This is a genomic window from Marinoscillum furvescens DSM 4134, assembly GCF_003386095.1.
Lineage (GTDB): Bacteria > Bacteroidota > Bacteroidia > Cytophagales > Cyclobacteriaceae > Marinoscillum > Marinoscillum furvescens.
The window spans coordinates 79,336-100,681 of record NZ_QREG01000003.1 but is presented as its reverse complement, the minus strand read 5'-3'; the positions used below and the strand labels follow the sequence as shown (position 1 = coordinate 100,681).

At 47.9% G+C, this 21,346-nt stretch carries 13 protein-coding genes; all 13 read left to right on the top strand.

Going from position 1 to position 21,346, the window contains the following annotated elements; translation table 11 throughout:
- Window positions 1–51: 51 nt before the first annotated feature.
- Window positions 52–738, top strand: coding sequence for an SGNH/GDSL hydrolase family protein (locus tag C7460_RS04260; protein WP_115867069.1), 687 nt, complete (start codon window positions 52–54; stop codon window positions 736–738).
- A 232-nt stretch (window positions 739–970) separates the two neighbouring features.
- Complete coding sequence (locus tag C7460_RS04255; protein WP_115866841.1) at window positions 971–2,740, top strand: L-fucose isomerase; 1,770 nt, start codon at window positions 971–973, stop codon at window positions 2,738–2,740.
- A gap of 30 nt (window positions 2,741–2,770) precedes the next feature.
- Entirely contained in the window at window positions 2,771–4,042 is a 1,272-nt protein-coding gene (gene fucP / locus C7460_RS04250; RefSeq protein WP_115866840.1) for an L-fucose:H+ symporter permease, read from the top strand.
- A gap of 33 nt (window positions 4,043–4,075) precedes the next feature.
- Entirely contained in the window at window positions 4,076–5,719 is a 1,644-nt protein-coding gene (locus C7460_RS04245) for a ribulokinase (RefSeq protein ID WP_115866839.1), read from the top strand.
- Between the two features lie 143 nt (window positions 5,720–5,862).
- Window positions 5,863–7,689, top strand: coding sequence for an arylsulfatase (locus C7460_RS04240; RefSeq protein ID WP_115866838.1), 1,827 nt, complete (start codon window positions 5,863–5,865; stop codon window positions 7,687–7,689).
- 21 nt (window positions 7,690–7,710) lie between these two features.
- A complete protein-coding gene (locus C7460_RS04235) occupies window positions 7,711–9,561 on the top strand; it encodes a right-handed parallel beta-helix repeat-containing protein (protein WP_115866837.1) in 1,851 nt (616 codons plus the stop codon).
- Window positions 9,562–9,579: 18 nt separating this feature from the next.
- The gene (locus C7460_RS04230) at window positions 9,580–10,659 is read left to right on the top strand and encodes a glycoside hydrolase family 130 protein (RefSeq protein WP_115866836.1); all 1,080 of its coding nucleotides are present in this window, start codon (window positions 9,580–9,582) and stop codon (window positions 10,657–10,659) included.
- A 60-nt stretch (window positions 10,660–10,719) separates the two neighbouring features.
- A complete protein-coding gene (locus tag C7460_RS04225; protein WP_170147883.1) occupies window positions 10,720–11,889 on the top strand; it encodes an MFS transporter in 1,170 nt (389 codons plus the stop codon).
- Between the two features lie 22 nt (window positions 11,890–11,911).
- Window positions 11,912–13,231 carry a right-handed parallel beta-helix repeat-containing protein gene (locus tag C7460_RS04220; RefSeq protein WP_115866834.1) on the top strand — a complete coding sequence of 440 codons (1,320 nt, stop codon included), beginning with the start codon at window positions 11,912–11,914 and terminating at the stop codon, window positions 13,229–13,231.
- Window positions 13,228–15,354 (top strand): alpha-amylase family protein, encoded by a 2,127-nt coding sequence (locus tag C7460_RS04215; protein ID WP_115866833.1) that lies wholly within the window; start codon window positions 13,228–13,230, stop codon window positions 15,352–15,354. The genes C7460_RS04220 and C7460_RS04215 overlap by 4 nt, the downstream gene beginning before the upstream one ends.
- Before the next feature lie 38 nt (window positions 15,355–15,392).
- On the top strand, window positions 15,393–18,620 hold the full coding sequence (locus tag C7460_RS04210) for a sugar-binding protein (RefSeq protein WP_170147882.1): 3,228 nt from the start codon (window positions 15,393–15,395) through the stop codon (window positions 18,618–18,620).
- A gap of 47 nt (window positions 18,621–18,667) precedes the next feature.
- Entirely contained in the window at window positions 18,668–20,257 is a 1,590-nt protein-coding gene (locus C7460_RS04205; protein WP_115866831.1) for a right-handed parallel beta-helix repeat-containing protein, read from the top strand.
- Window positions 20,257–21,297, top strand: a complete 1,041-nt coding sequence (locus tag C7460_RS04200; protein ID WP_115866830.1) for a nucleoside hydrolase — start codon at window positions 20,257–20,259, stop codon at window positions 21,295–21,297. Before C7460_RS04205 ends, C7460_RS04200 begins: the two co-directional genes overlap by 1 nt.
- The last annotated feature ends 49 nt before the right edge of the window (window positions 21,298–21,346 follow it).

Here is a 21,346-nt window from a genome sequence, read left to right as displayed (position 1 = left end):
TGGACTTTTTAGGATGTGTTACCTATGCTTACATTTAATGTTTTATATGGTATGATGAAACAAAAACTAGCAGCAATTCTCATGTTTTTAGGGCTATCAGCAGCAGAGGCTCAAGACTGGCCTGACCTACAGAAATATCGTAGTGCTAATAAAGAAGCCAAATTACTTCCAAAGGAAAACCGGAAGGTGGTTTTTATGGGCAACTCCATTACAGAAGCCTGGATTAGTCAGCGACCTGAGTTTTTTAGTGAAAATGGGTTTATCGGTCGAGGCATCAGTGGCCAGACAACCCCTCAGATGTTGTTGAGATTCCGACAGGATGTGATAGACCTGCAGCCAAAGGCTGTAGTGATACTAGCTGGTACCAATGACGTAGCTCAAAATACCGGGCCGATGACCATTGAGGAATCGCTTGCTAACATTAAGTCTATGGTGGAGCTGGCGCAAGCCAATGGGATCACGCCTGTTTTGTGTACCGTGCTGCCTGCAGATCGTTTCAGCTGGCGACCTGAGCTTACACCCGCAGAAACTATCATTGCCCTCAATCAGCTCATTAAGCAATATGCCGAGGCACAGGGCCTGGCCCTGGTGGATTATCATGCTGCACTCACCAATAAAGGTGGAGGACTTCCGGTGAAATACGGAGAAGATGGTGTGCATCCAAATGTAGCAGGCTATCAGGTGATGGAAAACATTGTTTTACCGGTCATTTCCAGCGAGTTGGCAAAGCTGAAGTAAAAAAACAGGTTAAAAAAGTGCTTAAAAAAAGTAAAGATTAAACGTTTAACCATATATTTGTTGAACTTGTTTCGAGTTGGTTAATTCTAGCAAAGTCTTGCTTTTTGAATGTCAGGTACAAATCTGATTTTGAATAAATCACAATCGAGATAAGGCACTAATCGAGTGCCTTCATTTTTACGAAATAGTTTAATCGTTTAAATAAAATAGGTTGCCCCTAAACGAAAGAAATATGGCAGATCAATATCAATATCCAAAAATTGGAATACGTCCGATCATCGATGGACGACTGGGAGGTGTGAGAGAGTCGCTAGAAGAAACGACCATGAATATGGCCAAAACTGTGGCTGAATTGTTCACTTCCGAATTAAAATACCCTGACGGAACACCCATGCAGTGTGTCATTGCAGACTCCTGTATTGGCGGAGTAAAAGAGGCAACTGATTGCGCTCGGAAATTTCAAAGGGAAAATGTAGGTGTCTCGCTTTCGGTGACCCCATGCTGGTGCTACGGTACCGAGACCATGGATATGGATCCTGCCATTCCTAAAGCTATTTGGGGTTTTAATGGTACTGAAAGACCAGGAGCTGTATACCTGGCAGCCACACTCGCCGGTCACAACCAAAAAGGACTGCCATCATTTGGGATTTATGGAAGGGATGTGCAAGACATTACAGATCGAACTGTTCCTGCTGACGTACGCGAAAAACTCTTGAGTTTCGCTCGTGCGGGAATGGCTGTAGCGCTTATGAAAGGTCGATCCTACCTGGCGATTGGTAGTGTCTCGATGGGTATCGCAGGGTCAGAAGTCAGTTCTGATTTTTTCCAATCTTACCTTGGCATGCGCAATGAATACGTAGACAGCACAGAAGTGCTTCGCCGAATCGAGCAGGGCATCTACGATAAGGATGAGTATGAAAAAGCACTCAAATGGACCAAAGAAAACTGCGCTGAAGGCAAAGATTATAACGAAGAAAAAATCCAGCGTTCCAGGGATCAAAAAGATCAGGGTTGGGAGTTTGTGGTGAAAATGACCCTGATCATCAGAGACCTGATGGAGGGAAATCCTAAGCTCGCAGAAATGGGCTATGGAGAGGAAGCACAAGGGCACGATGCACTGGTTTCCGGTTTTCAGGGGCAGCGTCAGTGGACCGATTTCCTACCAAATGGAGACTTTTCGGAGGCTATCCTCAATTCGTCATTTGATTGGAATGGTATCCGAGCGCCTTATATGGTCGCTACCGAGAATGATTCGCTCAATGGCGTTTCGATGCTTTTTAATTACTTACTCACCAATACCGCTCAGATTTTTGCTGATGTGCGGACTTACTGGAGTCCAGATGCTGTAGAGCGTGTAACAGATTGGAAACCTGAAGGACAAGCTGCCAATGGTTTTATCCACCTGATCAACTCCGGATCTGCTACGCTGGACGGTAGTGGAAGACAAAAAATAGATGGTAAGCCAGTCATGAAGCCTTTCTGGGAAATCAGCGAGGCTGAAAAACAAGACTGTCTGGACGCTACCACCTGGTATCCGGCCAATCTGGGTTACTTCCGCGGGGGTGGCTACTCCTCCAACTACCTCACTACTGGCGGTATGCCCGTAACGATGTGTCGAATCAACCTATCCAAAGGACTTGGCCCTACTTTGCAAATCGCTGAGGGATGGACCATCGATCTGCCGGATCATGTGCACAGCGCACTCGACGAGCGCACAGACAGAACCTGGCCGACCACCTGGTTTGTACCCAATCTCACAGGAAGTGGACCATTTACGGATGTATACTCCGTGATGAACAGCTGGGGTGCGAACCACGGTGCTATCAGCTACGGCCACATAGGCGCAGACCTCATGACACTGGCATCCATGCTGCGTATACCTGTATGCATGCACAATGTCAGTGATCAAAAAATCTTCCGCCCATCTGCCTGGAATGCCTTCGGTATGGACAAGGAAGGTGCCGACTACAGAGCTTGTAGCACTTACGGACCATTGTACTAACTGCAACATTCAGGATATACCACCGAGCATATGGCAACAACATCTGAGAAACTGATCAAAGCAGGAAACTTATGGCCATTCATTTTGGTCACCAGCCTGTTTTTTCTGTGGGGTCTCGCCAATAACATGACCGATACCTTGCTCGCAGCTTTCAAGCGCATTATGAGCATGACCGATCTGCAGACCTCCTGGATTCAGATAGCCTTTTACGGGTCTTATTTTGCGCTGGCTTTGCCAGCTGCCATTCTGATCAAAAAGTACACCTATAAGACGGGTGTTCTTTTTGGTCTGTCGCTATTTATCCTGGGCTCAGTGTTGTTTTATCCGGCAAGCATTACCATGGTGTATGGACATTTTTTAGCGGCGTTGTTCATTTTGGCAGGGGGGCTGTCCATATTAGAAACTGCCGCCAATCCATACATCCTGGCTATGGGATCAGCTGATACAGCTACTCAGCGTCTTAATCTGGCTCAGTCGTTTAATCCCATCGGTTCTATGGCGGGTGTATTGCTGAGCAAAATTTTTATCCTCTCTAATCTCAACCTTTCCACTGCCGAGGAGCGTGCCAGCATGGATGCAGCTGAGCTGAAAGCCATTCAGGCGGAGGAGTTGGTGTCTGTGATGGGACCTTACGTCGGGGTGGCGGGTTTTTTAGTTGTCATCTGGCTGCTGGTCAGATTTAGCAACATGCCAAAAGCTTCTGATGCCGGAGAAAAGCTCGATCTCATGCCTAGTGTGAAGCGCCTGGTAAAAGTGGCCAACTATCGCTGGGCGGTGATTGCACAATTTTTCTACGTGGGAGCCCAGATTGGAGTTTGGTCCTTTACCATCCGCTACGTGATGCAGGAGCTTGGTCTCACGGAAGATCTTGCAGCCAATTACTACATGGCAGCATTGGTCTTGTTTGCTGTAGCCCGTTTTGTATTTACAGGTCTGATGCGCTTTTTCTCTCCACAGCAGCTACTTCTGGTAAGTGCTACTGGAGCAGTACTTTGTACATTGGTTGTAATTTTTGGAGCAGGAATTCCAGCTGTGTATGCACTCGTCGGTATTTCTGGTTTTATGTCATTGATGTTTCCTACCATATACGGTTTGGGGATGACCGGGCTCGGAAAAGACACTAAAATAGGTGGCTCAGGGCTTATTATGGCCATTCTGGGTGGAGCGGTACTCACTGCTGTACAAGGGCAGGTTTCGGATCAGACAGGCAGTATCAAACTGGCCTTTTTGGTACCAATGATCTGTTTTGTGGTAGTAGGATATTACGCCCTTTCACAAAAGAAATTGCAGCCTACAAACTAGGCTAAGCTACTCTCACCTCAAATACAAGTGACTATGAGTGATTATGTAATCGGTATCGATTTTGGCACGAGTTCCGTGCGAGCAGTTGTGGTAGATACTGCCAATGGCAAGGAGCAAGCCTCAAGTGAGTTTGAGTACCCGCGCTTCAAAGCCGGCAAGTATGTAGATGCTGCCAAAAACCAGTTTCGCCAGCACCCTCTTGACTACCTGGAGGGCCTCGAAGCTACGGTAAAAGGCGCCTTGCAGCAGGTATCAGCAGACGTGAGAAATGCTATCAAAGCCATATCCATAGACACCACAGGCTCTACACCAGTAGCAGTAGACCAGGCGGGAGTTCCGCTTGCGTTAAAGCCTCAATTTGCCGAAAATTTAAATGCCATGTTTGTCTTGTGGAAAGACCATACAGCGGCTCAGGAAGCTGAGGAGATCAATGCACATGTCACAAAAAGTGATGTAGACTATTTAAAATATTCAGGAGGCATCTATTCCTCGGAGTGGTTTTGGTCCAAACTGCTACACATCCTGCGTGTGGATGATGCCGTGCGGGCCGAATGCCATTCCTGGGTAGAGCATTGTGATTGGATGCCCTTTTTGCTCACCGGCGGTACCGACGTAGCTCAAATGAAACGCTCCGTTTGTGCGGCAGGTCATAAGGCCATGTGGGCTGCGGAGTTTGGGGGATTGCCTTCAGAAAGTTTTCTATCCACGTTGGATCCGCTGTTGTCAGGATTTAGAGATCGTTTATATCAGGAAACGTACACCTCAGATCAGTCAGCTGGAGTGATCAGTACAGAGTGGGCTCAAAAATTGGGGTTACCAAAGACGGTACAAGTGGGAGTAGGTGCACTAGATGCACACATGGGCGCAGTAGGCGGTCAGATTGAACCGTACTTTTTAAGTAAAGTAATGGGGACTTCTACATGCGATATGTTGGCAGTACCAGCTGCAGAATTGGGAGATAAGCTCATTAAAGGCATTTGTGGACAAGTAAATGGTAGTATCATTCCGGGAATGATCGGACTGGAAGCAGGTCAATCTGCCTTTGGTGATGTGTATGCCTGGTTTAAGGAACTAATTGCCTGGCCTATCGCTGAATTGGGAGGTGGTTTGTCCGAGGCTACCAAACAGGAACTGACAGATGGCATCTTGAGACGACTCAACGAAGCAGCAGATCAAATACCCCTCACTACCGACCTGGAACTTGCAGTGGATTGGCTAAACGGTAGAAGAACTCCCGATACCAACCTACAACTTAAAGGTGTGCTCATGGGGCTATCACTAGGCAGCAATGCGCCCAGAGTTTATCGGGCACTTGCAGAAGCTACCTGCTTTGGTGCCAAAGCGATCGTGGACCGGTTCGTCAGTGAGGGTATCCCTGTAAAGGGAATCGTGACAGTAGGGGGCGTAGCACGTAAGTCGCCGTTTATCCTCCAAATGCTCGCCGACATCCTGCAGATGCCGATTCGTGTGCATCGAGCAGATCAGACCTGTGCACATGGTGCTTCCATGTTTGCAGCTACTGTAGCGGGTGTATATCCTGATGTACTGGAAGCCATGCAGCATATGGGTAATGGTTTTGACAAAAACTATGAGCCTAACCCTTCCCGAGGGGCAATTTACGCTGAGCGCTATCAGAATTACCTCCGATTGGGTGAGGCTATTTCTGCCGATGCGTAAGACACTGGGGCAGTTGTTTGTAAGCGTGGACATACCTTTTTTTCTCGCGGATTATTTGGTCACATAAAACAAAAAAAGTACTTTTAGGGCTCATTTAAACGTTTAACCTATTTCAATTCCAGATTTCGCTAAAACACAGATCAATGAAAAGTTCGCAGTACAGATGGAAGGTTTATCAGAGGTCGCTAGCATACATACTGCTCATGCAGGTGTGTGGACTCCTGATTTCTTGCACGAGTAGCGAACAACAGGTTCGTCAGCCCAACGTGTTGGTGATCCTGACGGATGATCAGGGTGCCGGTGATTTTGGTTTTATGGGAAATGAGTGGTTGGAAACACCAGTACTAGATCGGCTGGTACGCGAGGGGGTTCACCTCACCAATTTTTATGTGAGTCCGGTTTGTGCACCTACACGCGCAAGTTTTCTGACAGGTCGCTACCACCAGCGCACCGGCGTGACGGGCGTTACACGCGGAAGGGAAAACATGTCGCTGGATGAGCAGACCATCGCTCAGGCATTCAAAGCAAATGATTACGCCACAGGCTGCTTTGGCAAGTGGCACAATGGAGCTCACTACCCTTACCACCCGATGGGCAGAGGTTTTGATCAGTTTGTGGGATTTGCCAGTGGACATTACACCAATTACTTCGACTCCAAAATAGAACGCAATGGACGTGTGGTGGATTTTGAAGGATACTTGTCCAACGTCATCACAGATGCCGCCATTGATTTTATTGGAGAGGCTGTAGCTGCTGACAAGCCTTTTTTCTGCTATGTGCCCTATAACACGCCGCATACTCCGGCTCAGGTGCCAGACCGCTATTTTGATAAGTACAAGGCCAAAGGGCTCGATGATTTCAATGCCGCCATGTATGGCATGTGCGAAAACATCGATGAAAACATCGGGAAATTGCTTGCTTCGCTAGCAACCAAGGGCATCGAAAATGAGACACTGGTAGTCTTCTTTTCTGACAATGGACCAGTAAACTATCGCTACAATGCGGGGCTGAAAGGGAAAAAAGCCAGTGTAGACGAAGGTGGCGTGAAAGTGCCATGCCTGTTTTATTGGCCAGGAAAATTGCCGGCCGGACACACCGTGGAGGCCCTTTCGGCGCACATCGATTTGTTGCCTACCATACAGTCGCTCACCGGCATAAGCTATGCGTTTGATAAGGCATTGGATGGTAAAGACCTGTCCGCCCGTCTGAAGGGAAAGGCCGACGGTGAAGTGCATGATGCGCTGTACGAAGCATGGTGGGACAGACGAAGGGTACGTACTCCAGATTACCTGTTAGTCAATAATGAATTGTATGACATCCGGCAAGATCCCGGACAGCAAAACGATATTTCAAAGGACTCGGTGCAGCTGATGGCGAAACTGGAAGGCATGCACACGCAATGGAAAGCCTCGCTGAATTTAGCTGCGGACCAGAAAATCAATCCGATACCCGTGGGATATGATGCCTATCCGGTAAATATTTTGCCGGCACATGAGGCTGAGCTCTATCCGCCGTTTCCTCAGCGAGAAGATCGAAAGCATACCGGCATAGCGTACTATGCGCAGTACGGCTGGGCTCATGATTGGATCGATCACTGGACCCAGACCGAAGCATTTTTTAGCTGGCCTGTGGAGGTCATGGATTCTGCTACGTACCACGTGTACTTTAAGTACAACCTGGCTAAGGAAAATACCGGCTGCAAGTTACGGCTTTCGGCTGGAGCAGCAGCATTGGAGACAGTAGTGACTAAAGCATTTCATGTGGATCCACTTCCCTCGCCGGATCGGGCTCCTCGCGGAGAAGAGGCACCAGAGCGGCATTGGGCAGTACACTATGCCGGTACTATTACGCTGCCCGCAGGACCTGTATCATTGAAAATGGAGACCCTGGAAATCACCGGGACGGAATCTATCGAACTAAAAGAAATCGTGCTGTCAAAGAAGACAGCTTTAGACGAAACATATTTTTAAGCAATTAAGGAATAACAAGAAATGGCTATACACATACAGGCAGGAGATAACATCATTGCAGCTGTGGCTGAAGCTAGAAAATCCGGAGACCGTAACATCACATTCGGTGCAGGCGACCACTTTTTAGATGAGCCCATTGTGCTGGGTGCGGAGGATGCTGGCCTCAAGATTAGTGGAGAAGAAGGCGCCAGATTGTTTGGCGGCAAGCGAATTAATGGCTGGCAGCAAAAGTCTGAAAACCTTTGGAGTGCAAAGGTGCCTGAAGTGAAAGATGGCTCCTGGGATTTTCGCATGCTGATTGTCAATGACCGCTATGCGAGTAGAGCGCGTTATCCAGAGGAGGGATTTCTGATTCACGAGACAGATTTTGATGTGACCTGGCTCAGCACCTATGAAGGGGGCTTTGAGCGGAAGCCTACTTACGAAGAGCTTACCACACTGAAATATAAAGACGGAGACTTGACTGAGCACTTTGAGCCGGCAAATGCCGAACTCACCATTTTTCACATGTGGGACGAGTCGCTTGTAGGTATCAAAGGCATCGATCGGGACTCACGAACGCTTACGTTTTCTAACCCATCGGGGTGGCCTCCGGGAGCTTTTGCCAAAGCCTACAATTTTGAAAAGCGCTACATCGTATGGAACACCATCGAAGGGATGACTCAGCCTGGTCAGTGGTTTCTGGACAGAGCCAATGGTGAAGTGGTCTATTGGCCACTGCCAGACGAAGATATGAACGAAGTGGAGGTAATTGCTCCTATGGTAGAAAACCTGCTGATTGTGGGGGATAATCAAGGAGACGTTACTACAGGCATTACCATCGCGAATCTATCACTATCAGGTACTAATGCCCCCCTTATGAGTGGGGCATTTGGGGCTAAGCTATTTGATGGTGCTATTTCCCTGCGCAATGTCCACAATGTTACATTGGAAAACCTTAGCCTATACAATGTAGGTGCTCATTGCATCAAAGCATCGGGGGACAACATCAAGATATCGTCTTGCCACCTCCATCACGCTGGGGCAGGGGCCATCAGGCTGGTAGGTTCACGCGGAGTGGTTTACAACAATCACATCCATCACATCGGGCGTACATTCCCAAGTGCCATTGCTCTGTATGTGGGCGCTACAGATCCTAATGTACCCGAGGAATGGGTGCCAGGGCAGGCCTACACCGACTGTGAAATCCAGCACAACGAACTCCACGATGTGCCCTATGCGGCCATTTGTGCCGGTGGCAAAAACCTGAAGATTACCAAAAACCTGATCTACAGAGCCATGCAGGATCTTTACGACGGAGCAGGTATTTACATCACTTTCTGCAACAATGCATTGGTGAAGCACAACTTTATTAAGGACATCAAGGACTCCCCTGGTGCAGGTACTTCGGCGTATTATCTGGACGAAAAAGCCATAGACTGTCTCGTGGAGGAAAACATGGAAATCAATGTGCCTCGACCAAGTCACAACCATATTTCCAGGAACAATACTTTCCGCAACAACTACTTCATCATAGAAGGCAAGGGATGGTTTTCTATGGAGCGTAGTGAGGGCTATACCTTCGAGAAAAACGTGGTAGTAGCCGGAGATGGTTTTGAGCTGTTTGATCTGGCTGCCGTGAGTACGTTGAAAGACAACATCCTCTTTTCCGGTAAGGGAAAACTAATCACCAAAGATCTCAACAAATATGAGGTGATGAAGACCTACGAAATCGATCTGAAGGATGGCAATACCAACGAAGACCCGATGCTGGAGAGCTACCGTGATGGCAAAGTAGTTTTTGCCGCAGGCTCACCAGCTGAGCGACTGGGTATCAAACCCATTGACGTTTCAGATGCCGGGTTGATCAAAGAAGAACTAGTAATTAATTAAGATAAAATTTTAAAGCAAATGATTACAGCTGAGAAAACACTCACGTCACGACTAAACGTGAAGCGATCGGAGAAAAACCCGATCATCGCACCAAAAGATGTAAAGCCTTCCAGAGAGGATTTCGAAGTAGTATGCGTGTTTAACTGTGGGGTGATTCGCTACGAAGGTGACGTGCTCCTAATGCTTCGTGTAGCTGAGCGTCCAAAGGCTCGTCATGACGATGAGGTGCGAACCGTTTATTTTGATCACGAGACGGATGAAATCACCGTAAAGTCATTCGATAAAAACATGCCGGGTATCGGTCTGCACGACTCTCGATACATCTACACGCCGGAGCGTATTTTCTTGTCGTCTATGTCCCATTTCCGTATAGCCAGGAGTAAAAACGGAATTGATTTTGAGATCGATGAGCAGCCGTGCATGATGCCGAGCAATGTGTACGAAATGTATGGCATAGAAGATCCACGCATCACCCTGATAGACGATACCTATTACATCAACTACAGCGCGTGCTCCACCATAGGTGGCGTGACTACCTGCCTGGCTACTACCAAAGACTTTAAAACTTTCGAAAAGAAGGGAGTGATTTTCACACCTGACAACAAGGACGTGGCTATTTTCCCAGAAAAGATCAATGGCAAATACTATGCGCTGTGTAGACCGATCTCTGCGGAGTACAAACTCAAAGACATCTGGATTTCTGAATCTCCAGACCTGATCTGCTGGGGAAATCATAATTTTTCCATGAGTACGCGTGAAGGCTACTGGGATGATGGCCGCATCGGCTGTAGTGCTGTACCTTTCCGTACGGAGGAAGGCTGGCTGGAAATCTACCACGGCGCTTCTAAGGACAATGTATACTGTCTGGGAGGTGTGCTGTATGACCTGGAGGATCCATCCAAAATCATTTCCAGATCTGAAAACCCCATCATGCTTCCTGAGGAAGACTATGAGATCAATGGGTTCTTTGGCAATGTGATCTTTAACTGTGGCGTGCTGGTAGAAGACGGGATCGTGAAAATCTACTACGGCGCAGCAGACACTTACATCGGCTATGCTGAAGTGGCACTTCAGGATATTCTCGATGATTTGAAATAATTTTTTTGTGCTCGGGGTGAGTGTATGCTCATCCCGAATTTTTCTAACCTATTCCATATTATGAACAATGTAATCCGGGCATTTTATTTCCTGTTTCACGTGGGGTTGGGCTGTGTGGGCGCCTTTTTGCCTACCTACCTCAAAACAGAAGGGTTTTCTGGTAAAGAAATCAGTTTTATTATTTCGCTTGGAGCTTTCTGCGGGCTGATAGGAGTGCCTCTGCTATGGGGGTGGATTTCCGATCGCATCCAGAAGCCACAGCTCATCCTGAAGATTCTTTCGTTTGGAACATTCGTAGGAAGTGTGCCGCTCCTGTTCCTAAAGGATTACTGGTTCATATTTGGCTCTTTTTTCATTTACTCTTTTTGTTCAATCGGGATCATGGGCATCCTCGATGCAGTGACGTCTACTCGTGCCAAAGAGCACGGGCTCGATTTTGGAAAGCTGCGGCTTTTTGCGCCAGCAGGATGGTTTTTAGGCTCTGTGTGCCTGGGATATTACATAGACCTTAGCGGTAAAACGTGGAACGACGTGTCGGTCATTGTGGCGATTGTGGTAAGTTTTGGGTTGATGTTTCTCAACTCCCTTGGTCTGCCGAAAACCACTGCAGAAAAACAGGACCGTCCGGGTTGGGATGAGATCAAGGCACTTTTCAAAAAGAGCCACCTCGTGTTATTTTACATCATGGCCATGATCAACATCATGGGCATCGCTGCCTACTGGGTGTACTACGGTCCGTTGGTGGAGTCGCTGGGGCTATCACCTTCAGTAGTAGGGCTCAGTGTGGGTGTAGGTACGCTTTCAGAGGTCGTATTCATGTACTTTTTTGATAAGCTCAAAAAATGGTTTGGCATCCACCTGCTCATTATTTTCTCCATTGTCATGAGTATGATCCGCTGGGTGATCATTGCCAATACCAGCAGTGAATTTGTGCTGGTGGGCATCCAGGTGCTCCACTCCGAAATCGCCCTCTTTACGCTTGCCTGTGTGTCTTTCGTGACAGACAATGTGCCTAAAAAGTTGGTCACCACAGGCCAGACGATCTTTTATACCATGACCTACGGTATCGGACAGTATGTGGGCATCATGCTCATGGGCTACCTCTATGACTACTATGGCAGTGCAGCCAAGCTATTTATTGTTTCGGCATTCATTCACATCGTGCCCTTGCTACTGGCTGTGTACAACTGGGTAGTGCTGAAGCGAAAACAAGAACTGGTGGCCGCCTGATACGAGACTGCTAAACACCAAAATGATGAAAAAATACATGTACCTGCTCACCGTCAGTCTTTTAGCTATACAGCTAAGTGCCCGAGATCTGTACGTGCGCATAGACGGCAATGACCTCAACCCTGGCACAAGTGATACGCCAGCAGGCGCCTGGCAGACACTGGACCATGCGGTAGCTCAGTTGGAGCCCGGGGATCACCTGCACGTAGGAGATGGGCTGTATGTGACCAAAGAGCTCAAAATCGAAAATCTGCACGGATCACCGGAGCAAGTCACCATCATATCTGCAAATAACCGGTGGCAGGCAGCTATCACCCAGCAAACCACAGCTGATCAGGACCTGGCTGTGATCAACGTGACCAATTCATCCTATGTGGTGATCGAAGGCTTTGAGATTTTTGACCTCATAGATACAGGTGTGGGCATAGACGTGCGTGATGGCTCCCACCACGTGACCATCCGTCACAACTATGTACACGACTGCGGATGCAATGGAATCGCCTCGCGCACCAGCGACTACCTCATTTTTGAGGGCAATGTGGTCAGAGGAAATGCCAAACGAAATAAGTGGAATTGCAGCGGTATCACGGTATGGCACCCTATTGAGCACGATCAAAAGCCGGGCTATCACATCGAGATCAGAAACAATGTAGCGTTTGAAAACGAATGTGATTTGGCGTTTAGCCCTCATGGCCATAAGAACCCGACGGATGGTAATGGCATCATCATCGATGATTTTCGCAATACCCAGGGTGGTGGTCAGGAAGGAGGCTATCATGCAGCTGTGCTGGTAGAAAATAACCTCGCATTTAATAATGGCGGCCGGGGCATTGCTGTATACAAGTCAGACAATGTGACTATCCGCAACAATACGAGCTTTCATAATCTGTATGTGCTTTCCAATTATATGGATTTTCCCGGCGATATCAGCCTGGACAACTCTACTGGTTCTCAGATATACAATAACCTGATCGTTAAAAATCCTGAGCTACCAACCAAAGCACTGAGGTGCTATGACAATGACAGCACCAATACCCGCGTGTTTAACAACCTGGTCGTTGGTCCGGTAGACTTTTGTGGGCAATCTCTTTTTGTAAAAGACAATCAATTGCATCCAGTAGAAGCTCAAAGCTATGCCGGCCTGGCCAATCCGAATAAAACTCCGCCAGCAGTCACTCCAGCTGCACTTCGTGCCTGGTTTGGGATAAACCGGGACAGCCCGGCAGCTCGGAGTGGTTATACTGGAGACATACCTGCCAAAGACCTGGGAGGATATCCTCGTACCGTGCAGGCAGGTGTTGCTATTGGATGTTTTGAAGCCATTATTCGACCAAATCCATGAGTTCTAATCTTTTGTCTATTGATCAATTTTTTACCCTGAGTGATATGAAAAACCTGTTAGTTACCATCTGCATTTTTTCTCTCCTGTTGAGTTGTACTCCTTCAAAAGACACAGCAACTGTGGAGCTCGAAACCACCCTCGAAAATCAGGAAGGCACCAGACAGATTCACCTGGATTTTCATACCTCTGAGCACATCGAAGACATAGCTGCGGAGTTTAGCAAAGAGCAGTTTCAGGAAGCCTTAAAAGTGGGCAATGTCAATGCTATCAACATTTTCGCTAAAGGGCATCATGGATGGTCCTATTATGACACCAAGGTAGGCAAAATGCACCCGCATTTGGATTTTGACCTGATGAAAGCACAAATAGAGGCATGCAGAGAAATTGGGGTTAAGGTCAAGATTTATTTTACCGTAGGCTATTCTGATTGGGAAGCAAAAGCCTACCCGGAATGGGTACAGAAAAACAAGGATGGATCGAGCCAGTTTTTAGACGGCATTAAAGATGTAGGGCCAAATGATTCGTTTGACGGGTGGCATTACCTGGAGCCTATGGGAGCGTATGCGGAGAAGATATATCTGCAAACGGAGGAGATTGTAAAAAACTATGACATTGATGGGATTTGGTTTGATATACATACCCCCTGGAGGGTCAACTACAACGCTGCTGCCCGGGCTGATTATAAGGCGCAAGGAATAGACATCAATGATGAGGAGGCTGTTTACCAACGTACCATCGAGCGCTATGAGACGTTTTATCAGAAGACGCTCGAAATCGTCCAAAAGCACAAGCCTGGTATTTCGGTTTTTTGGAATGGTACCACCGCAGAGTTTAATAGCAAAATGCTGGCGGACTTCAAATACAAAATGTTCCGGTTCAATACCAAACTGGATTTGGAAGACCTGCCCACCGCATGGTTTGGCTATGATGTGTTTCCATGGAGGTCCAAGTATTTTGCTGCTACGGGCAAAGACATAGTAGCCATGAGTGGGAAGTTTCATACGGCATGGGGAGAATTTGGCGGTTTTAAATCCAAAGATGCGTTGCGCTACGAGGTGGCATCTATGGTGGCTTACGGTGCAAATATCAACATTGGGGATCAGCTACACCCATCTGGCGAGATGGACATGAGCACTTATGAAAATATTGGGTATGCCTTTGAGTATGCTAAAAAAATAGAGAGCTATGGAGTAGGCGCTCAACACCTGGCTACCACTGGACTCTATGTGGGTGGAGACAAGCCGGCGCTGGAGGGAGCAGTAGCCATGCTCGTGCAAAATCAGATCAACTTCAATGTGGTCAACCTGCTGGACGACTGGTCGGATATCGAGGTGCTGGTTCTGACAAGTGATGGTATTTTGGAAAGAGACCAGCAACGCCTCGACGATTTTGTGGCTCGTGGAGGGAAAGTCATTGCTTTTGGGAAAGGGGCCTTTCGTGATGGTAAGTCAATCCTGCCTATTGGTGCGACATATCTCGGAGAAGCTAACTATGACGTAGACTATACCGTGGTGAATGACCAGATAGCCGAAAATCTTGTGCGCTCGCCATTCCTCAATTACAACCCGGCCGTACGCGTGAAACCTAGTGAGGGCACGGAGGTTTTGGCTAGACTGAGAGAACCTTACTTTTCGCGTACCTTAAGTCATTTTTCGTCGCATCAAAACACACCCTTTAGACTAGAAGATGCGCCACATCCGGCGGTCATCCGAAATGGCAATGTGATCTACTTTGCGCATGACCTGGACAAGCAGTTTAAAGAAATGGGGCTTCAGCTCCACCGAGACCTGTTTCACAATGCATTTCAGCTGCTTCAAACTAAGGCTTTTGTGAAAGTATCGATGCAGAGCATGGGACGGGTAAACCTCCTGCATCAGCCAGACAAAAACCGATATGTGGTGCACCTGCTTTATGCATCGCCTATTCAGCGGGGCAAAGTGCGGGTGATCGAAGATCTGCCTACCGTCTATGATATTCCTGTATCTGTGGATTTTCCTGAGACCATCAAGCGCGCCTATTTGGTGCCTTCAGGTGAGCTATTGACGCCTCAGACCAATGCAGGCAGGCTGGAGGTTGTTGTGCCCGAATTGACGTGCCATACGGCCGTGGTGTTTGAGTATTAATGGGATTTGAAGCTCTGGTAGAAATGGGTTTTCAAAAAATGAAAAAGAAACAAATGGTTCGGATATTGAGTGTCTTTTTCGTTGGCTTCTTGCTAATGGGGAGATCGGGTACGGCTCAAGATCAAGCCCAGGATCCGGAAAGCTATGCTGCACTCAATAAGGTGCTCATGCCGCAAAGTGGATCAGAAGTCAATTTGCTTCCAAACCCGAGTTTTGAGCAAGGGACTCACCTGTGGTCGACAGTATCCACTGGCAATTCCCGAATTGTAAACCTCGATCATGACCAGGAGTGGTTTCTGATAGACTCTACCACTTCGGCGCATGGCCGCTATAGCGCCAGACTAGCGCTTTGGGACAACCGAAAACAGAATCACCTCATACAGCACGATCAGTGGCAGCAGGAACTGCTCGCGCAGCTAAAGGCCAAAGGGCAGTGGCCCAATTATGTGCATCCATTCATTATCAGTTACTATGTGCCAGTAAGCATAGGCGAGACTTATACGGTGAGTTTTTATGCCAAAGCAGAGGTGCCTGGTGCTGAGATTATTTTTCATGCGGCTTCCCGCTACGCAGACTGGAGTCAGGGGACCAAAGAGTCACTAACCGATGAGTGGAAGCGGTATGAGTTTCAGTTCGAAGCAAAGGACGAATACGTTACCCTGCTTTTTGGACAAGACTGGATGGCCCCATGGGATGAAGATTTGCCGACCAAGTCATTTTACTGGGTAGATGCCATTCAGCTGGAGGCGGGAACGGTACCTGGTCCTTTCGAACTAAAGCCTGTGGTGGCGAGCCTGGACTCTTTTGAGCGAGTAGTGGACATCAGTGAGCCCAAAAGCATTTCATTTAGCCTTACTAACATCAGTAGTAACAGTCAATCAGTACGTTGCAGACTGGTAGTGAGGCATTTTTTCAAAGAGAAAGTCTACGAAAAGGCTTTTGCCCAAAAGAAGCTGGCAGCTGGCTCCAGCGAGATATTGTCAGCTGACCTAAATAGTTTCGTCAAAGAGGTAGGCTACTACACGCTGGAGCTGTATGTGCAAGGCGATGATTTCGATGATGTAGAGGTATTTCGATATGCCGTAATCGACGAATCCGGGGTTCAGGACCTCAAGCATCAGGCCTTGTTTGGCTACGGAAGCACGCTCAATGCCAATCATAAACAAACTGTAGACTTGTACAAAAGACTAGGGCTGGGCATCATGCTCAACAACAGTCACAATCACATGGATCCGGACCATGTAGCGCTTTGGGAGACCATCAATGCGCCCGTGCTATACCCGATCATGAAGCGGTACCCACACTACCTCAAGCTTCGTGAGATAGCCGAGATTTCTGATGCTGCACTCGATACAGTGATGGCTGGTATGCGTGACTATCTGGCACAATACCGCCACATCAAGTACTGGAAAATTGTGAATGAGCCTGAGCACAAGTGGAAGCACTCGTTTATGTATGACCCGCCTCAGCTGGTACGCTACATGGAGCGGCTCTATCCTTTGATCAAAGAGGTCATACCCGGCGCGGTGGTGGTTTCTCCAGACCTTGCCAACATTAGCCAGGGCTCGTTAGACTGGGTAGAAGAAGTTCTGCGATTGGGCGGAGGGGACTATTTTGATGTGCTGGCGATTCATACCTATCAGAAAACCCCTGAGCTGCCTTCATTGGACAAATCGCTGACCAAACTAGAACGGATGGCCAATCGCTACGGCTTTGCTGGTGAGCTGTGGCTTACGGAAGGTGGACATTATCTGGAACAGCATTTTCCTCCATTTGAGTTTGATGCCACCATTTTTGAAGGCCATTTTGACTCCAAAATGCCTCCCTTCACAGAAGATTTGAGTGGATATCCTGTGGGGCTTGCGCTGGGAGCACGGACTACCCTGATTGTACTCAAGCATGCCGCACGTATCCGTGCCAATACCGAATGGCAGCTGCCAAACCTTGGATTTGAGACACTAAGTATGATGCCCAGGGCTCATGCTATGGTCTATCATGGCTTAGCGCGGAAGCTTGGAAATAGCAGCTTCGTGGAAGAAATAAGCCTGGGCAAAACCATAAAATGCTACCTGTTTGAAGACCCTTCAGGACAGGCGATGGCCGCCTTGTGGGACTTTGATCGTCAGCTGGCACTGGGTAATCGTCAGCCGCTCACATTGCAGGTTTTTAACCCGGAGGAGCATGTGGAGGCTACCAACATTTTTGGAGGAGCACTTCGTACATCTCGTGAGCATGGCTTTGACCTACTGGAGTTGAGCTACATGCCACAACTGCTCGAAGCGGAAGATTTAGCTACCCTAAAATCCGCTTTAGCGAAAAGCTACATTCGCTACGAAAAAAAGGAGGCGCTGGAGATTGCCTTCGAATTGGCCGACGAGCAAACCCTTGATTTGGAGCTATTCAACCAATACCACGAAACCCTCAACGGCTATCTGGAAATCGTCATCAACGGAGAGAAATCTCGTCAGAAATATGAGCTGTCCAGTCAGCAAGCAAAAACATTTTCACTTGGATTTCAACAGGCACCTGAGCATTCCGGCGCAACACTGGGCGTAAATGCCAATGTCTCGGTATATGATAATCAAGGCGTTTTACTCAGCTCCAAAGAGCTAAACTCACAGATTGTCTTGAGTCAGCACCTGAAAAAACCGCTGACAATTGATGGAAGGCTGGATGACTGGTCGGGAATATCGGCCGGTGAGCTTGGGCCCGATGATCACTTTAGTTTCCAGAAAAACCAATACCACGGGGCGGACGACCTTTCAGTAAAATGGTACACTAGTTGGGATGATGAGCATTTTTATTTGGCTGTAAAAGTGCGTGACGACATCCACCTGCAGCAGTTTGAAGGCAATGCGGTCTATCAAAACGACGGTATTCAGTTGTTTTTCGACATGGAAAACAATGGCACGCCAGAGGCGCCAAATCTGGAAGACGACTATGCCTGGTCACTGTCACTGACGCCCGCTGGGCCTCAAGCTTTCAAAGCCTATGTGCCCTCCTGGCAAACAGCATTTTTAAAGCAGGGGCTTTCGGATGATGTGGCCCTCGCGGTGGTACGAGATGAGGATATCACTACTTATGAGCTACGCATCCCTACTTCCAATCTCCGTCCGTTGAGCCTCAAGTCGGGCAGTGTATTCGGTATGGCGATTATGGTCAATGATGCTGATCATGAGCAGCGGGAAACAGCCTTAATGAATACTGAAGGAGGTGAGCCCTGGAAAAACCCTGGGGTGTACTCAGATATTATTTTAATGAAATAACCGGTTCAATTGCCGGAAAAAAGCTTCGCAGATAAACTCGAAATCTTATGACAAAATCAAAAAGCTATTTTACGACCTGTGCACGGCTGCTAATCGCCATTACTGCCTATTGCTATTGCTTAGAAGCCTATAGCTCTACCTACTTTGTGCGCACAGATGGTAATGACTCCAACGATGGATTAGCCAATGATGCACCGCACGCCTGGGAGACTGTCAATCATGCCATTGATCAGCTCGAGGCAGGAGATACACTCTGGATAGCTGACGGCACTTACTATGTTGATCCTATCGTGGTAGACTCACTTCATGCCACTGCGGATGATCCTACCATGATTGCTGCAATCAATGAATGGGGTGCGAAAATCACCTTGAAAGGAGCACCGACCTGGGGTAATTTGGTCGAGATCCAAACGTCTTCTTATTTGGTAGTAGAAGGGCTGGAGCTTTATCAGAAAAACCCGACGAAGGGTACCGGCCTGCAGGCCAGTAAAAGGAGTCATCATATTGTATTTAGAAAAAACTACGTGCATGACTGTGGATGCAATGGAATCTCCGCAAGAGGAAGTGATTATGTGACGGTCGAGGATAATATCGTGCAGGACAATGCCAAGCGCAGTGAATACAACTGTAGTGGGATAAGCTACTACTTGCCTGTAGAACATGATCAGAAACCCGGTTTTCATTTCATCATCCGCCGCAACATCGCTTTTGGTAACGAATGTAGACTACCATTTACTCCAGGGGGGCATGATGTGCCTACCGATGGCAATGGAATTATCCTCGATTTATTTCGAAATACACGTAACAATCCTGAGGGCCAAACGGGCGGATACTACTCCGAAACGCTTATTGAAAACAACCTGAGCTTCATGAATGGCGGACGTGGCATCCATATGTTTAACTCTGACAATGTGACGGTCCGAAACAATACCCTTTGGCACAACTTGTACGTGCTCAACGACTATGGGCACGAAAAAGGCGATCTGGAGGGCTACACAGCTCAAAATGTGAAGATTTACAATAACATCTTCGTAGAAGATCCAGACCTGTATACGTATGCCCTGAGATTGTACAATACGAGCGCTACTTCAGAAGTGAAAAACAATCTGGTTGTTGGAGATAGAGACATTGGTTCGGTGGATCCGGCCATGGCAGCAAATGTGTTTTATGCGCGCAATAGACAGGAGTATCCCAGGTTCAAAAACCCACAACGCCCCGATCAGTTTACCAGTAGAGCAGATTTTGAAAGCTATTTCGGGCTGGAAGCCAACAGTCCAGCTATCAACAGAGGAAATACAGAAAACTTCGCTGAAATAGACATTAATGGTTTGGCACGACCGGTAGCCGCTGAGCCAGACATGGGCTGCTACGAATATCCCGAAGTAGTAGAGCGCACCCTCGGTGCAAGCATCAGGCAGAACATCTCTTTGTACCCTAATCCAGCGAACGGTAAAGTGCAGGTGCTGGGAGCCAGAACGTACACGTACAAACTGTATGACCTGTCGGGTAGTGAAATCAGAACAGGCGCCGGAAATGAATTTAAACGTCTCGACCTCACCGGTATTGACTCAGGAGTATACCTACTACACCTGTATGTAGATGGTGCGCAGTTTGTGAAACGTCTTGTACTGAACTGATGCCGGCCCTCGTTGCAAAATCGCTGAGTCTTGCGCTCTTGTTGGCAGGATGCCTGTTCATTCCAGAGCATATGGAGCAAAGCCCTCCGAAGATCATTCTCGATACCGATATAGGCGGAGATATTGATGATCTGGGCGCATTATATGCTTTGCATGTCTATGCCGATCGTGGGCTTTGCTCCATCGAGGCGGTGATGTCATCCTGGTCTATGGAGCATCATGTGTCTGGCATTGATGCAGTAAATACGTATTTTGGTAGGGGTGACTTGCCGGTAGGGGCGTATAAAAATGAGGAGCCATTTGCCAAAGAAGAATATACCTGGCACCTCGCCACCAACTACCCACAAGACCTTTCCTATGACGAAGCGCCAGACGCTACGAGTCTTTATCGGCAGTTGTTGGCGAGCAGTGCTGATACCAGTATCACCATTGTGGTGACTGGGCGGCTGAGCAACCTTTACTATTTGTTTAAAAGTACGGCGGATGAGCACTCTGACTTGTCTGGGCTGGAGCTGGTAGGCCAAAAAGTGAAAGCATGCTATATCATGGGAGGTAGATACCCAGGAGATGGCGGAAAAGAGGCCAATTTCCATTGGGGCGGACCAGGAGTTAGTCAATATGTGATTGCCAATTGCCCGCGACCTATGATTTTCAATGGTGGGAAAATTGGCCATATCAATGAAGGATATGGAACGGGAAGCCGAATTAACGAGCTGCCAGCCTCACACTTGTTGCGAAGTGGATATCAGTATTTTTTCACCAATCCCCCCGACTGGACCGGGATGGAGTCTAGTGCCAAAGTGGAGCCCTGGTCAATATGGGACATTATAACCGTGCAACTGGCGGTAACCGGGGTGGCAGACTATTTTACGGTAGTAGATCAGGGATACAATGAAGTAGACCAGGTGGGAGTCAACTACTGGCGAAGCGAACCCGATAAGGAGCATTCGTATGTGGTGCCAAAAATGGATCCGCAGCAATATGCTCGTGAAGTGATCGAACCGCTTTTATTGACAACACCGCAGCATCAGCGCAAGTGATTCGGGTAATGCTGGATAGGCATTGTGTGCAAAATGTGTTAATTGCTCT

What these genes read in the sequence shown, in the direction of transcription:
- fucP (WP_115866840.1), top strand. Translation starts at nt 2,771, where the DNA reads ATGGCAACAACATCTGAGAAACTGATCAAAGCAGGAAACTTATGGCCA.
- C7460_RS04205 (WP_115866831.1), top strand. Translation starts at nt 18,668, where the DNA reads ATGACAAAATCAAAAAGCTATTTTACGACCTGTGCACGGCTGCTAATC.
- C7460_RS04200 (WP_115866830.1), top strand. Translation starts at nt 20,257, where the DNA reads ATGCCGGCCCTCGTTGCAAAATCGCTGAGTCTTGCGCTCTTGTTGGCA.
- C7460_RS04260 (WP_115867069.1), top strand. Translation starts at nt 52, where the DNA reads ATGATGAAACAAAAACTAGCAGCAATTCTCATGTTTTTAGGGCTATCA.
- C7460_RS04225 (WP_170147883.1), top strand. Translation starts at nt 10,720, where the DNA reads ATGAACAATGTAATCCGGGCATTTTATTTCCTGTTTCACGTGGGGTTG.
- C7460_RS04255 (WP_115866841.1), top strand. Translation starts at nt 971, where the DNA reads ATGGCAGATCAATATCAATATCCAAAAATTGGAATACGTCCGATCATC.
- C7460_RS04235 (WP_115866837.1), top strand. Translation starts at nt 7,711, where the DNA reads ATGGCTATACACATACAGGCAGGAGATAACATCATTGCAGCTGTGGCT.
- C7460_RS04215 (WP_115866833.1), top strand. Translation starts at nt 13,228, where the DNA reads ATGAGTTCTAATCTTTTGTCTATTGATCAATTTTTTACCCTGAGTGAT.
- C7460_RS04210 (WP_170147882.1), top strand. Translation starts at nt 15,393, where the DNA reads ATGAAAAAGAAACAAATGGTTCGGATATTGAGTGTCTTTTTCGTTGGC.
- C7460_RS04220 (WP_115866834.1), top strand. Translation starts at nt 11,912, where the DNA reads ATGATGAAAAAATACATGTACCTGCTCACCGTCAGTCTTTTAGCTATA.
- C7460_RS04230 (WP_115866836.1), top strand. Translation starts at nt 9,580, where the DNA reads ATGATTACAGCTGAGAAAACACTCACGTCACGACTAAACGTGAAGCGA.
- C7460_RS04240 (WP_115866838.1), top strand. Translation starts at nt 5,863, where the DNA reads ATGAAAAGTTCGCAGTACAGATGGAAGGTTTATCAGAGGTCGCTAGCA.
- C7460_RS04245 (WP_115866839.1), top strand. Translation starts at nt 4,076, where the DNA reads ATGAGTGATTATGTAATCGGTATCGATTTTGGCACGAGTTCCGTGCGA.